This window comes from Mesorhizobium sp. B2-4-14, assembly GCF_006442155.1.
Lineage (GTDB): Bacteria > Pseudomonadota > Alphaproteobacteria > Rhizobiales > Rhizobiaceae > Mesorhizobium.
Genome location: NZ_VFVA01000018.1, coordinates 78,805 through 91,252, shown reverse-complemented (window position 1 = coordinate 91,252; position 12,448 = coordinate 78,805). Strand labels below are relative to the sequence as shown.

Below are 12,448 nucleotides of genomic sequence, written 5' to 3'. Positions count from 1 at the left end.
CAAGCCCTACTCATCCTCCTCGTCGGCGTCGAGCAAGCGGGTCGCGCGCCAGCGCGTAAGCATGATGTTGGTCTGCTCGATGACGAAGAAACGGGCTGAGTCGCGGTCGTAGCCCTCCGTCAGCAGCTTTTCGTAGTCGGTATGGCTGTGGCGGATATGGGCAATGGTCGCCAGCCAGACGGCGATCGTCGGCGGCAAGGTCTTCATGTGCACCGAGCCGGCGTCGGCGCGGATCTTCTCCATGTCGGCATAAGGCGCCAGCGGCAGGAGCGCGGTCAGCGCCTTGGCGATGGCGCGGCGGCGGCCGGTCGGCGCTGTCATCGTTCATCACGTCCTTCGATCGTCGCCTCTGCCATGGCATCGGTCGAGGCGAAGTAAGGCTTGATGTCAATGACCGGCGTGCCGTCGAGCACGTCGATGGCGTCGAGGTCGACGCGCCCGGTGCCGATGTCCAGCCCGACGAGCCTGGCCACATGCAGGCCGATCGGGTTCGGCCGGGCAGGGGATCGCAGGCCGAATACGCCTTTCGCATCAGACGCATGGCGGGGTTTCTGCACGATCAGATTCCGCGGCGCGTGATGCAGCCAGGACAAGACAATGACATGGCTGGCTCGTTCCAGTCCGCGCAGGCCATCGCGATAGGCCGCATCGATGGTCAGCACCGCGGGTTGTCCGGTCTCGCGCGCCGCGCGCATGTTTTTCGGGCAGCTTTCCCGTGTCGTCCATGGCGAGGCGATGCGGCCAATGAAAACGACGCCGCCATCCGCGGGCATCGTTGCCGGATCCTGCTCCAGCCTGATCTCGCCTTCGCGCGACTCGAACATCTCACGCGGCCCGGTCATTCTGTCGATCTCTGTGTTGGTGCAAGTCATGGTTGGTACAAGTCATGGTCCAAAGACCGCAACACATTTTTGGACGACATGCACCCGGAAATCACGCATGCGGCATTTTCTTGTCCGGAAGCGACATAGCTCTTGCAAGGCCTCAAAAATCGACATAAACATATGTTTATATCTTTTTTCAAAGAGAATACGCTGATGCATGTCTCGCTCGATACGATGGTGGATACGTTGAAGGCGGCGGCCGAATCGAGCCGCCTGCGCATACTGGCGTTGCTGTCGCGCGGCGACCTCACCGTTTCCGATCTTACCGAAATTCTCGGCCAGTCGCAGCCGCGTGTCTCGCGGCACCTGAAATTGTTGCTGGAAGCCGGGTTGATCGGCCGCTACCAGGAGGGATCGTGGGCCTTCTTCCGTCTGTCGGATATCGATTCGGCGCGTGATTTCGTGCTGAGCCTGGTTTCCAGCATTCGCGGCGCCGACCCGCAGGTCGAACGCGATCTCGAGCGCCTGGCCTCGGTCAAGCGCAAGCGGCAGGACCGGGCGGCGGAGTATTTTTCGGTGAATGCCGCGAGTTGGGACCATATCCGCTCGCTGCATGTGCCGGACCGTGCCGTCGAGGCCGCGATGCTGAAACTGGTCGGCAAGCGGCCGTTCCAGTCGATGCTGGACCTGGGCACCGGTACAGGCCGGCTGCTCGAAATTTTCTCGCCGCTCTACCGGCGCGGTGTCGGCATCGACATGTCGCGCGAGATGCTGACCGTGGCGCGTGCCAATCTCGACAAGGCCGGCGTTTCGAATGCGCAGGTGCGGCAGGGCGATATCTTCTCGCCGCCGGTCGAGCGCGATGCCTTCGATCTCGTCACCATTCACCAGGTGCTGCACTATCTCGACGATCCGGCCCGCGCCATCCGTGAGGCGGCGCGGCTTCTGCGCCCGGCCGGCCGGCTGGTCATCGTCGACTTCGCGCCGCACACGCTGGAATTCCTGCGTGATGAGCACGCGCATATGCGCCTTGGCTTTTCCGACCGGCAGATCGGCGAGTGGTTCGCCGAGGCCGGCCTGGATCTCGAGGATGCCCAGGAGTTCGAACCGCGCGGCGGCAACGAAGCCAGGCTCACCGTCAAGCTCTGGCTTGGCCGCGACCGGCGCCTGCTGATCGCCGATCCCGCCAACGCCAGCCAGCAGACCAGAGTGAGCTCGATAGGGGAAATCGCGTGATGAACCAGTTCCGTTTTTCCCGCCGGCCCGACATTGGCGACAAGGTCCGGGTTTCGTTCGAATTCTTCCCGCCGAAAACCGACGAGATGGAGGCGAGGCTCTGGGACACGGTGACAAGGCTGGAGCCGCTGAAGCCGAAATTCGTCTCGGTGACCTATGGCGCCGGCGGCTCGACGCGCGAGCGGACGGCGCGCACGATCGACCGCATCCTGAAGGAGACCAGCTTGACGCCGGCGGCGCACATGACCTGCGTCGACGCCGCCCGCCATCAGGTCGACGGGGTGATCCAGGAATTCGCCGATATGGGCGTGAAACGCTTCGTCGCCTTGCGCGGCGATCCGGCCGCCGGCGTCGGCACGGCCTACCGTCCGCATCCGGACGGCTACGCCAATGGCGCCGAACTGGTGGGGGCGCTCAGGGGTGCCGGGGATTTCGACATCTCGGTTTCGGCCTATCCCGAGAAGCACCCCGAAAGCCCCGATTTCGCCACCGACATCGACATGCTGAAGCGCAAGGCCGACAATGGCGCGACGCGGGCGATCACCCAGTTCTTCTTCGACAACGATCTCTACGAGCGTTATGTCGAGCGCGCGCGCCGCGCCGGCATCTACATCCCGATCGTGCCTGGAATCCTGCCGGTGCACAATTTCACCCAGGTCGCCAATTTCTCTGCGCGTTGCGGCGCGCTGGTGCCGGCATGGCTGGCCGAGCGCTTCGACGGCCTGCAGAACGACCCGCAGACGCATGCGCTGGTGGCATCGGCGGTGGCGGCCGAACAGGTGCTGGATCTGGTCGAGCGCGGGGTGGGCGACTTCCATTTCTACACGATGAACCGTGCCGACCTTGTCTTTGCCATCTGCCACATGATCGGCATCCGCTCGCACGAGGCGGAGGTGGCTGGCTCGGCCGCGGCATGAGGCACTGCTGAACAGCAAAAGGCCGGGTAAAAACCCGGCCTTTTGAATTGTTTGAACTATCTGGTGCTGGTCTTCCCCGGCTTGGCGGGTTCAGGGAAGGACGCCCATAATGAGGGCGCCGATGAAAGCAAACGCAGCACAAATCATCAATGCGTTGATTGGCCTCGTAAGTCCCATGACATAGCCTCCTCTTAAAGAGCTATGCCCGGAGTCTAGGTTCATTTGTGCCACAGGCAAGCGGAAAATGTGCTGCATTGCGACATGAATGCAAAGTTTGCGACTCGTTTTTTGCCGTTAGATGTTGAAACCTCTAGGCAAAAACCCGCTAGAGACCTGTGAATAAATTATGGCGGCGGCGTGTCGCCATTGTGTTGTGGCAGCGCTACCGTGTTCCAAACACCCGCCCGTCGATGGTGATCAGGCCGAGTGCGATCAGCACCACGCCCCCGATTTCGAACAGTTCCAGCCGTTCGCCCAGAAACAGGAATCCGAGCAGCATGGCGCTGGCCGGAACGACCAGCGTCACCAGCGAGGCGTTGGTGGCGCCGGCCGAGGCGACGAGATTGAAATAGAGGATATAAGCGAAGGCGGTGGACAAGAGCGCCAGCGCCAGCACCGCCGCCCAGACCGGGGGCGAGGCCGAGAACAGGCCGGCCGGCCCGTGGGTGAAGAGCACGATCGGGATCATGATGATGGTCGAAGCGGTCATCTGCCCGGCAGCAAGGACCGGCGAGGGCACGCCCTTGAACCGGCGGGCGACCATCAGCGCGACGGCATAGGACAGTGATGCGCCGATCAGGGCGAATTTGGCCCAGACCGGGCCGCCAAGCCCAGCAAGCAGGCCGGGACCGATCATGACCGCGGTGCCCGCGACGCCGAGACCAATGCCGGCCAGTTTGTTCCAGGAGAGCTTTTCGTCCGATGTCATCGCGTTGGCAAGGATCAGCGTCCAGAATGGCGTCGTTGCGTTGAGCACGGAGGCGACACCAGCGCCAAGCTCTGTCTGGCCGGCGAAGATCAGCGAGAAGGGCACGACGTTGTTGGTGAAGGCCAGGAGGAAGAACATGCCGGCATGGGGAAGGGCGAGGCGGAAGGAGGGGCCGCGCAGGCCGAGATAGAGCTGCAGCGCGATTGCCGCGATGGCGACGCGAAACAGCACCAGCACCAGTGGGTGAAGCTCCGCCACCGCGATGCGGGCGAAGAAGAAGGAGCCGCCCCAGATCGCGCCGAGCAGCAGCAATTGCCCCCAGTCCTTGAGGGCCATCGGCCCGCGCGGCGCTGAAGTCGCGGCTATCGCCATGTGAATCGGTCCTCCCCAAGATGGCCTGAGAGCCAGTCAGCCAGGCAGAAGCCATATCGGGTTCGGCGACAAGCGCCACCCGAAACCTGATCGATGGCAAACATCGCCATCAAAAAGATCTAGCGCCACGGCGCCAAGCGCACGAGACACAGAATTGTTTTCATTAGCCGCTAGCTTGGATTAATTGTGCACAGCCGAAGTCGAGGATTCGTCAATGCAGCGATTCGAGAATGCACGCGAAGCGGCTCTGGCGCTTCGCCCCGACGATCCTGTCTATTGCTTCCGCCCGCAGGTGCTCAAGGCCGATGCCAGGCAGTTCATGGGCATGTTCCCCGGCAAGACCGCCTATGCGGTCAAGACGAATGGCGAGCAGATCGTACTGAAGACGCTGGTCGATGCCGGCGTCACCGCTTTCGACGTCGCTTCGCCCGGCGAGTTCGCCGCCGTGCGCGCCGTCTCTCCCGATGCCGAGATGCTCTACATGCATCCGGTCAAGGCGCAGTCGGACATCAAGCTGGCGCTGGAGAAATACGGCATACGCGTCATTTCGCTCGACCATGAGGACGAGATCACCAAGCTGACACGGGTGGTGCGGGCGCTCGACATCGACCCCGGCGCGATCAGTGTTTTCGTGCGGGTGCAGACCAAGGGCCATGCGGCCTACGAGCTGTCGAAGAAGTTTGGCGCCGGGCCAGCTTATGCCGTGGAACTCGCCGAGCGGCTGAACCGCACCGGCTACAAGGTCGGCCTGTGTTTCCATGTCGGCAGTCAGATCGAGGACCCCGACACCTATGAGCGGGCGCTGGCCTCGGCCGACTGGGTGCGCAACCGGCTGACCTTCGACCTCGCCGGGCTCGATGTCGGCGGCGGCTTTCCGGCTGAATACGGGCATGACCCCAACCGCAAGCAGATCGAGATGCCGTCTCTCGGCCAGATCATGTCGCGGCTGTCCGGCGACATGAAGGAATACCAGTTCGACCAGATGCCGCTGGTGGCGGAGCCGGGCAGGGTGATCGTGGCGCGCTGCCTGTCGCTGATCGTGCGCGTGCTCCTGCGCAAGGGCAAGCGGCTCTACATCAATGACGGCATTTGGGCGTCGCTGTCGGATTCCTGGACCGGCAAGATCACGCTGCCGGCGCGCTTCATTCCCGATCCGGCGATCCGGACCCGCAATGGCGCCGAAAAGAACATCGTGCCGTTCAAGGTCTGCGGCGCGACCTGCGATTCCGTCGACATCCTGTCCAGGCCGTTCTGGCTGCCTGAAACGGTCGACACCGGCGACTGGATCGAGATCGGCCACATCGGCGCCTATTCGCTGTCGCTGAGGACCCGCTTCAACGGCTTTTATCCCGACACCTTCGTCGAGGTGGCGACACCCTTCGACGAGGGCGATGCGCCGGAAGGGTTTGCAAGTTTGGAGACGATGGCGGATTAGGGAATAGGCAATAGGCAGTTGGCAATAGGGGTGGCGGTCACCGGTTTCGAGTAACTTCTACTGCCTACTGCCTTATAATTTCCCCAGCAGCTCCGGCGTCGGCCAGCCGTCAACGGGCAGGCCCAGCCGCGTCTGCTCCTTGCGGATTGCTTCGCGCGTGTTGGTGCCCAGAATGCCGTCGACCGTGCCGACATCGTAGCCCCTGGCTTCGAGCTTGGTCTGCAACGCCTTCATCTGCTCGTTGTTGAGGCCCGGCTCGGGATTGCGCGGATCGATCGGCGGCGCGCCCGCCAGCCGTGCGGCGAGGTTGGCTGCCGTCAGCGCATAGGTGAAGGACTGGTTCCATTCGAGATAGACGTCGAAATTGTCATAGGTGAGGAAGGCGGGACCCTTGCGGCCCATGGGCAGCGCCAGTCCGGCCTTGAGGCCCTTGTCGACCAGCGGCGAGCCGTCGGGATTGGTGACGCCCCACTGCGCCCACTGCGTCAGCGGCAATTTGTTGGTGCGCCCGGTCTGGTCCCAGGGCATGTCTTCGGGAACACGGACTTCCTGGATCCAGGGTTCGTCGCGCTTCCAGCCGCGCGACAGCACCTTGTTGCCCGTGGTCATGATCACGTCGGGCACGCTGTTGCGCAGGTCGATCTTGCCGTCACCGTCGCCATCAACGCCACGGGCAAGATAGTCCGAAGGCAGGATCTGCGTCTGACCGATTTCGCCTGCCCACGCGCCCTTGACGTCGGCCGGCAGCACACCGCGATCGATCAATTCCAGAAGCGGCACGAGTTGCTGCCGGAACAGCTGCGGGCGGCGGCAATCATGCGACAGCGTCACCAGCGCGCTCAGCGTGTGGAAATCGCCCTGCACGGCGCCGAAATCGGTTTCCAGTGCCCAGAAGGCAGTGATGACAGGCGCCTGAACGCCGAACTGCTGGTCGGCGCGAGCAAAGATACCGGCGTATTTCTTCATGTTCGCCGCACCTTGCTTCAGCCGGTAGGCCGAGATCATGCGGTTGGAGAATTCGATGAAGGTCTGGGTGAAGACACCCTGGGCGCGGTCTCGCGCCAGCGCCCTCGGGTCGAAGGCGGCATCCTCCAGCGCGTCGAGGCCGACAGCGCCGACACCAGCCGCCTTGGCTTCGGCCGCCACAGCCTGCTTCCAGGTTTCGAAGTCGCCGCCGCATTCCTGCGCCATTGCCGGCAAGGCCGTGGCGCACAGCAATAGCGCCGCGAGGGCTTGGGAACGCAGTCGCATCAGCTTCCTTTCGACGCTCAGGGCTCCAGGCGACCCGGCGCGTCCGTGCGGATGCGCGTCGTCTTGGAATACCGGCGGTTGTACTCTTGGCCGCCGGCAGTGTCGAAAAGCAGGCGGCAGGCCCGGTGTCAACGGTTCTTCTGCCGTAGCCGCTTCTTAGAGTCGCCTCCGCTGCCGCGGAACAGGTGTCAACGATGCCTGCCGCAGCCCTTGTTGACGGCGGTGCGCCGTTGAACCGGTGTCAACGGGCGTTCTGCCGCAGCCACTTGTTCCAGGCGGCTTCGCTGCCGTTGAAGACGTTGATGTCGGATTTGCCGGTCATGCCCGGAACGATGCCGGTTCCGGTGTATTGCCAGAAGGTGAAGGGGTGGCCGCCATACTTCTCGCGCGGATGGCCTGCGACGGAGCGCAGCCAGTAGGGATAGCCGCGGAAGGTCGACAACTCGTTGTCGTCAAAGAAATCGACCGACGTGTAGATGATCGGCTTCTTGCCGTAATGCCGCTCGACGATCTCGAGAAAGGTGGTCATCTCCGCGCGCACCGTGGCCGCGTCCGGGCGCAGCCTGCAGGTCGGCGAGTTCGGGTTCCATTCCATGTCTAGGACCGGCGGCATGGCGGACCGATCGACGGGGACATTCTGGATGAACCAGCGCGCCTGCTGGGCCGCCGGCGTGCAGAAATAGAAAAAATGATAGGCCGCGCGTGGAACACCGGCGGCCTTTGTGCGCGCCCAGTGCTCGCTGAAATAGTCGTCGAAGCGGTCGCCGCCTTCGGTCGCCTTGATGAAGGCGAACGAAATGCCGCTCGCCCTGGCCGCGGGCCAGTCGACCGAGGTCTGATATTTGGAGACGTCGGTGCCGTGGACGGAATAGTTCCACGGTGCGCCGCTGTCCCATTCATGCGGCTTGGAATCGGCGAAGCGCGGCGCGCGCACCGCTACCGTCGAACCGCTCGACGCGGATGGCGATAGATCGTCGACGGTCGAGCAGGCGCCAAGCAGCGTCAGCACGAAAAGAGCCGCAAGACGGCGCATCACAACTCCCGAGCCGGAATCAGCCGGTCGCTGATGGGTCTGTGCATTGACGGCCGCCGACTGGTCGAGCCCCCTCCAGGCGATCGCCCCACAGCATCGCCTGGTATCTCCTTTTTTGCATGTCCCTGCCCCAGAACCGTTGCGAAGTTCGGGCGACACGCTCCCTGTGATCGCCGATCATGGTTGATAATCCGTTGACGGCGCTCGACAAGAGACCCGATTTTGCGGAAGCAATGACGGCAAATCGATGACATAAGAGCCGGGCGAAAGCCGGGGAGGCAACACATGCGGATCGTGGTCAAGTTCGTGAGATGGCTGCTTGGCCTGATCGTGCTGGCGGTCGTCGCGCTGTTTGCGTGGCTCTATATCGCGCCTCCCGAACTCATCCGTGTCGGCTCGGGCTATTCGGCCAAGATCGTCTGCTCCAATGTCTTCATTGCCGGGCGCGATGCCAAGGAGGTGCTTGCCGTCGACGTTCAGGCGCCCGGACACCCGCTGCTGCGGCTGATGCGGGTCTCGGTCGACAAGAACCGGGGCACGGTCTCCGCCGGACTGCTCGGCTTCCTCGGTAAAAGCGTCGCCGTCTCGCGCGAAGGGCTGGGCTGCGCTTCGGTTCCCGATGGGGATGTCGGCAAGGCGCGTCGCACGGCAATCCACACCGAGCCATCCCCGACCGATCAGGACGCGCTGTGGCCCGAGGGCGAGCGGGTCGATGCCTCGCAGAACCCAGAAGTCTCGAAGATCATCGGCGATGCCGCGATGGCCGGCACCGGCATGCGCGCGATCGTGGTGGTCAAGAACGGCCGTGTCGTCGCCGAACGCTATGGCGACGGCTTTTCAGCCAAGACGCCGCTGCTCGGCTGGTCGATGACCAAGACGGTGAACGCCGCTATCGTCGGCACGCTGGTCAAGGACGGCAAGATGGCGGTCGACAACAAGAGCCTGTTCGGACCGTGGAAGGCGGATGGCCGTACCGCGATCAGCCTCGCCGACATGATGGCGATGTCGAGCGGGCTGGAGTTCAACGAGGACTATGGCGACGTCGCCGACGTCACGCGCATGCTTTATCTCGAACCCGACATGGCGGGCTTTGCTGAATCAAAGCCGCTGGCGGGCGATGTGGGCAAGGCGTTCTCCTATTCGAGCGGCACGGCGGTGATGCTGTCGCGGCTATGGCAGGACGCGATCGGCGACAAGGCCAAGGCACTGACATGGCCTCGCACGGCGCTGTTCCAGCCGCTCGGCATGCACAGCGCGGTGCTCGAAACTGACGAGCAGGGCACTTTCGTAGGCTCGTCCTACCTCTATGCCACGGCGCATGACTGGGCCCGCTTCGGCCAGTTCCTGCTGCAAGGCGGGGTGTGGAACGGCAACCAGGTTCTGCCGGCCGGGTTCGTCGACTGGATGCGCGAGCCGGCGCCTGGCTCGAAAGTCTACGGCAAGGGCCAGCTGTGGATCGAGGCGCCCGGCGATGAGGAAAACCCAGGTGCGGGCGTCGCCGCCGGCCTCCCCAAGGACACCTATTGGATGGAAGGGCATGACGGGCAGACAGTCGCCATCATCCCATCGGAGCAACTGGTGGTGGTGCGGCTCGGCTTGACGCCGGCCAAGCTCAACTACCGTCCGCGGGCGATGGTAGGAGCGCTGGTGAAGGCGCTGCATTAAACCGCGCCCCATTTGTCGTGTCATCTACGCTGCTGTCGCCAAAGGCTTGGCACGATCAACGCGCGCTCGCTCGATGGGCGAATTCATGACTTGCCAAAGATCGCTACGACGCTGCACGTTCAGCCAGAAGTCCGGGCTGTTGCCAAACACCCGAGCCAGAATGAGCGCGGTCGCTGCGGTCACGTTGCGGCGGTCATTGCACAATTCGTTGACATGCTTGCGCTGAACACCCATCGCCTCGGCCAACGCCGCCTGTGTCAGGCCGAGCGGTTGCATGAATTCTTCCGTGAGGATTTCACCAACCGTTGCTGGCTTGCGCGTGGTCATCAACATATGTCACCTCACTTATAGCTATGGTCGTCGAGATAGATATCCGCCGCCTCACCGCGACCGCCGTCCCACCGGAAGATCAGCCGCCACTGATTGTTGACGCGGATTGAATGAAAGCCATCGAGATTGCCACGCAACTTCTCGAAATGATTGCTAGGCAGCACACAAATCCTGATCAGTCATCGCGTCATCGATCATCTGGAGTTTACGGAATAGCCGGCTTTCCAGATCGGGCGGAATGTTGCGGGAAGGGATATCTTCCACGAAGAACGCCCGCAGCCATTCGTCTCGAAATCTGACGATCACTCCGCATTTCTCCCAAGCGGAGATAATGTACCACTCCTTGGGTCAGATTGCAATCTGTTTCGGACGGGGGCCCGGGTCGCATCCTTGGAAGCGCCGGGGTGGGATATCAGGGCCGGCTGCCAACGGTGATGGCATCCCGCTCGGCAATTTACCTGATGTCAGTGGCCGAGCTTGACAATCGCAAGCCAGGCATAGCCGCGATAAAGCGTTCTGAAATGGAAGGTTGCGCCGGTTCGCTGCGATTCCGATTCAAGGACGTCCCGCAGCGATTCACGTGGCGCGACGTGGAATTTTCTCAGCCAGCCGCGCAGCAGCGAACGGAACCAGCCTGGAAGGCCCTCCTGTTGGCCGAAATCGACGATGTGCAGCGAGCCGCCGGGCGAAAGGGCGGCGAGCGCGGCCGACACCGTTTTTTCCCAGCCGGGAATCATCGACAGCGAGTACGAAACGAAGACACGGTCGAAGGCGGCCCGGCCGAACAGCGCGCCGGCGTTGAAATCCGTGGCGTCGCCCTTTGCCAGCTTGACGCGCGCGGACAGGCCCTCGCGGGCAATTGCGGCGCTGGCCGTCTCCAGCATTTCGGCCGAAATATCGAGACCAAAGAAATGCGCATCGGGATAGCGGCGGGCGGCGAGGATGATGTTGCGGCCGGTGCCGCAGCCAAGTTCCAGCACCGTGCCGCCTGCCGGCACAGCGAGCCCGTCGACAAGCCTGTCGCGTCCGAGCAGATAGTATTTGCGGGTCAGGTCGTAGATGTGGCGCTGCCAGCGGTAGACGCCGTCCATCAGTTCGGCGTGGCTGGCCGGCAGCTCCGTCGCGCTCATGCCGCGCGCTTCACATAGAGGTGGAAGCCGCCATAGATGGCCGAGCGGTCGCGGGCCGAGAATTCACGTGACGCCTCGCTCTGGTAGTCCCACTGGTCGAGCAGCGAGGTGGAGACGCGGCCCGGAAGCAGGGTGGGCTCGGCGGCGGTGCGGAAGATGACGCGGGCGCCGGCGGAAGCCGTGCGGGTGATCTCCGACCACAGCGCATTGAGCTGATCATCGGTCATCCAGTCCTGTGCGTCGAGCAGGATGAAGCGGTCGACCGCGCCGGCTTCCTTGGCGGCGAGGAACTCGATCAGATTGGCGTGGTGGATGGCGACGCGGTCGATATTGCCGCGAATAGTCTCGTAGTTCTGCTTTTCCAGATACGCGGGCAGGGCGGCTTCACCGGGATTCGGATAGCGCCGGGCGAACGCCTGCCAGGCGAAGTAGTTGTTTTCCAGAGGGAAATCGCAGGCGAGCTTTTCCAGCCGGGCCTTCAGCACGCTGGCCATGGTGCCGTCGCCTGATGTGATCAGGGAATCGTACTGCGCCGGCGGAATGCCGAGGCCGAAAAGCGAGGCCTTGCGCGAGGTCGCCCATTTCAGAAGCTTCTTGTCGAAGACCGGAGCCAATTCCTCGTTGAAGAAGCGGCGCTGTTCGCCGATATTCCTGGCTTCCATCATGCGGGCCGGGTTGACGCCGAAGAACTTCGCCGTGCGGTGGCCCATGGCGATGAACAGGCCGAGCAGGCCGGTCTGGTAGAAATTGCGGTCGAAGACGGCGATGCGCCTGATACCGCGCCAGTTGCGGCGCTCCCAGTAATGGCGGCTGACCGGATCGAGATGCGGCGCGATGAAACGGTCGTAGGCTTCCGAATTATGGCTTGTGTCGGCCGCGCCGAAGAAGCGGAACAGGTCGCCCTGCGAGGGCAGGCGGCGCACCGCCTCCAGCTTCATGCGGTTCAGCGCGATGTGCGCGGCGTTGAGGTCGACCGCGTCGACCCTTGCTGGCGAGCGCGTGAGGTAAGCCAGGATGTTGCAGCCGCCCGAGGCGATGGTAACGACGCGGTGGCCTTCGCCAAGCTGCATGGCCTCCATATCGACATCCGGGTCTTCCCAGATCTGCGGATAGACGAGGCCGGAGAAGAGGAAGGCGAACAGCCGTTCGGAGATGCCGGCTTTCGAAAGCGGGCGGTTCTGGTAGACGGCTTTTCCAACTTCCTTGCCGCGCCGAAAAACCAGATCTGCGGAAACGTCCGTCATGGCAAAGTGATTCCCCATTTGCTTTGGCGCAAGCGGGTAGCGCAGGGTCATGACAGGCCGGTGACAGTCTGTTGACGCCTTCT

12 protein-coding genes and 1 pseudogene are annotated in these 12,448 nt (G+C 63.2%); 4 read left to right on the top strand and 9 right to left on the bottom strand.

Translation table 11 applies throughout. The features are described from left to right. Nucleotides 1-6: 6 nt before the first annotated feature. Nucleotides 7-321: a DUF2293 domain-containing protein gene (locus FJ938_RS17320; protein WP_140695652.1), complete on the bottom strand. Its 315-nt coding sequence runs from the start codon at nt 319-321 to the stop codon at nt 7-9. Next, entirely contained in the window at nt 318-842 is a 525-nt protein-coding gene (tsaA, locus tag FJ938_RS17315) for a tRNA (N6-threonylcarbamoyladenosine(37)-N6)-methyltransferase TrmO (RefSeq protein ID WP_140608093.1), read from the bottom strand. Before tsaA ends, FJ938_RS17320 begins: the two co-directional genes overlap by 4 nt. A 195-nt stretch (nt 843-1,037) precedes the next feature. Between tsaA and FJ938_RS17310 the strand changes: the two genes are divergently transcribed. Together FJ938_RS17310 and metF are read left to right on the top strand one after the other, a co-directional pair. Next, nucleotides 1,038-2,060, top strand: a complete 1,023-nt coding sequence (locus FJ938_RS17310; RefSeq protein WP_140608091.1) for a metalloregulator ArsR/SmtB family transcription factor — start codon at nt 1,038-1,040, stop codon at nt 2,058-2,060. Beyond that, complete coding sequence (gene metF / locus FJ938_RS17305) at nt 2,060-2,977, top strand: methylenetetrahydrofolate reductase [NAD(P)H] (RefSeq protein WP_140695649.1); 918 nt, start codon at nt 2,060-2,062, stop codon at nt 2,975-2,977. Before FJ938_RS17310 ends, metF begins: the two co-directional genes overlap by 1 nt. Nucleotides 2,978-3,359: 382 nt before the next feature. Here metF and FJ938_RS17300 read toward each other — a convergent pair whose 3' ends face one another. Then, nucleotides 3,360-4,277, bottom strand: coding sequence for a DMT family transporter (locus tag FJ938_RS17300; protein ID WP_140608087.1), 918 nt, complete (start codon nt 4,275-4,277; stop codon nt 3,360-3,362). A 214-nt stretch (nt 4,278-4,491) separates the two neighbouring features. Between FJ938_RS17300 and FJ938_RS17295 the strand changes: the two genes are divergently transcribed. Further along, nucleotides 4,492-5,712 carry an alanine racemase gene (locus FJ938_RS17295; RefSeq protein WP_140608085.1) on the top strand — a complete coding sequence of 407 codons (1,221 nt, stop codon included), beginning with the start codon at nt 4,492-4,494 and terminating at the stop codon, nt 5,710-5,712. Between the two features lie 72 nt (nt 5,713-5,784). On the opposite strand, the gene FJ938_RS17290 is transcribed toward FJ938_RS17295, so the two are convergent. Further along, entirely contained in the window at nt 5,785-6,963 is a 1,179-nt protein-coding gene (locus tag FJ938_RS17290) for a lytic murein transglycosylase (protein ID WP_140608083.1), read from the bottom strand. 241 nt (nt 6,964-7,204) lie between these two features. After that, nucleotides 7,205-7,996, bottom strand: a complete 792-nt coding sequence (locus FJ938_RS17285; RefSeq protein WP_140608081.1) for a GH25 family lysozyme — start codon at nt 7,994-7,996, stop codon at nt 7,205-7,207. Nucleotides 7,997-8,281: 285 nt separating this feature from the next. Here FJ938_RS17285 and FJ938_RS17280 point away from each other — a divergent pair, with 285 nt between their 5' ends. Continuing rightward, nucleotides 8,282-9,661: a serine hydrolase gene (locus FJ938_RS17280; RefSeq protein ID WP_140608079.1), complete on the top strand. Its 1,380-nt coding sequence runs from the start codon at nt 8,282-8,284 to the stop codon at nt 9,659-9,661. A 24-nt stretch (nt 9,662-9,685) separates the two neighbouring features. Here FJ938_RS17280 and FJ938_RS17275 read toward each other — a convergent pair whose 3' ends face one another. From FJ938_RS17275 to FJ938_RS17260, 4 genes and pseudogenes are all read right to left on the bottom strand, one after another. Further along, nucleotides 9,686-9,994 (bottom strand): HigA family addiction module antitoxin, encoded by a 309-nt coding sequence (locus FJ938_RS17275; protein ID WP_140608077.1) that lies wholly within the window; start codon nt 9,992-9,994, stop codon nt 9,686-9,688. An 8-nt stretch (nt 9,995-10,002) separates the two neighbouring features. Beyond that, a pseudogene (locus FJ938_RS17270) lies at nt 10,003-10,297 on the bottom strand (type II toxin-antitoxin system RelE/ParE family toxin). A gap of 158 nt (nt 10,298-10,455) precedes the next feature. Next, nucleotides 10,456-11,121, bottom strand: a complete 666-nt coding sequence (locus tag FJ938_RS17265) for a class I SAM-dependent methyltransferase (RefSeq protein ID WP_140608073.1) — start codon at nt 11,119-11,121, stop codon at nt 10,456-10,458. Then, nucleotides 11,118-12,416, bottom strand: coding sequence for a DUF3419 family protein (locus tag FJ938_RS17260; protein WP_140695646.1), 1,299 nt, complete (start codon nt 12,414-12,416; stop codon nt 11,118-11,120). The genes FJ938_RS17265 and FJ938_RS17260 overlap by 4 nt, the downstream gene beginning before the upstream one ends. Between the last annotated feature and the right edge of the window lie 32 nt (nt 12,417-12,448).

What these genes read in the sequence shown, in the direction of transcription:
- FJ938_RS17310 (WP_140608091.1), top strand. Translation starts at nt 1,038, where the DNA reads ATGCATGTCTCGCTCGATACGATGGTGGATACGTTGAAGGCGGCGGCC.
- FJ938_RS17285 (WP_140608081.1), bottom strand. Translation starts at nt 7,996, where the DNA reads ATGCGCCGTCTTGCGGCTCTTTTCGTGCTGACGCTGCTTGGCGCCTGC.
- FJ938_RS17290 (WP_140608083.1), bottom strand. Translation starts at nt 6,963, where the DNA reads ATGCGACTGCGTTCCCAAGCCCTCGCGGCGCTATTGCTGTGCGCCACG.
- FJ938_RS17320 (WP_140695652.1), bottom strand. Translation starts at nt 321, where the DNA reads ATGACAGCGCCGACCGGCCGCCGCCGCGCCATCGCCAAGGCGCTGACC.
- FJ938_RS17280 (WP_140608079.1), top strand. Translation starts at nt 8,282, where the DNA reads ATGCGGATCGTGGTCAAGTTCGTGAGATGGCTGCTTGGCCTGATCGTG.
- FJ938_RS17295 (WP_140608085.1), top strand. Translation starts at nt 4,492, where the DNA reads ATGCAGCGATTCGAGAATGCACGCGAAGCGGCTCTGGCGCTTCGCCCC.
- FJ938_RS17265 (WP_140608073.1), bottom strand. Translation starts at nt 11,121, where the DNA reads ATGAGCGCGACGGAGCTGCCGGCCAGCCACGCCGAACTGATGGACGGC.
- metF (WP_140695649.1), top strand. Translation starts at nt 2,060, where the DNA reads ATGAACCAGTTCCGTTTTTCCCGCCGGCCCGACATTGGCGACAAGGTC.
- tsaA (WP_140608093.1), bottom strand. Translation starts at nt 842, where the DNA reads ATGACCGGGCCGCGTGAGATGTTCGAGTCGCGCGAAGGCGAGATCAGG.
- FJ938_RS17300 (WP_140608087.1), bottom strand. Translation starts at nt 4,277, where the DNA reads ATGGCGATAGCCGCGACTTCAGCGCCGCGCGGGCCGATGGCCCTCAAG.
- FJ938_RS17275 (WP_140608077.1), bottom strand. Translation starts at nt 9,994, where the DNA reads ATGTTGATGACCACGCGCAAGCCAGCAACGGTTGGTGAAATCCTCACG.
- FJ938_RS17260 (WP_140695646.1), bottom strand. Translation starts at nt 12,416, where the DNA reads ATGACCCTGCGCTACCCGCTTGCGCCAAAGCAAATGGGGAATCACTTT.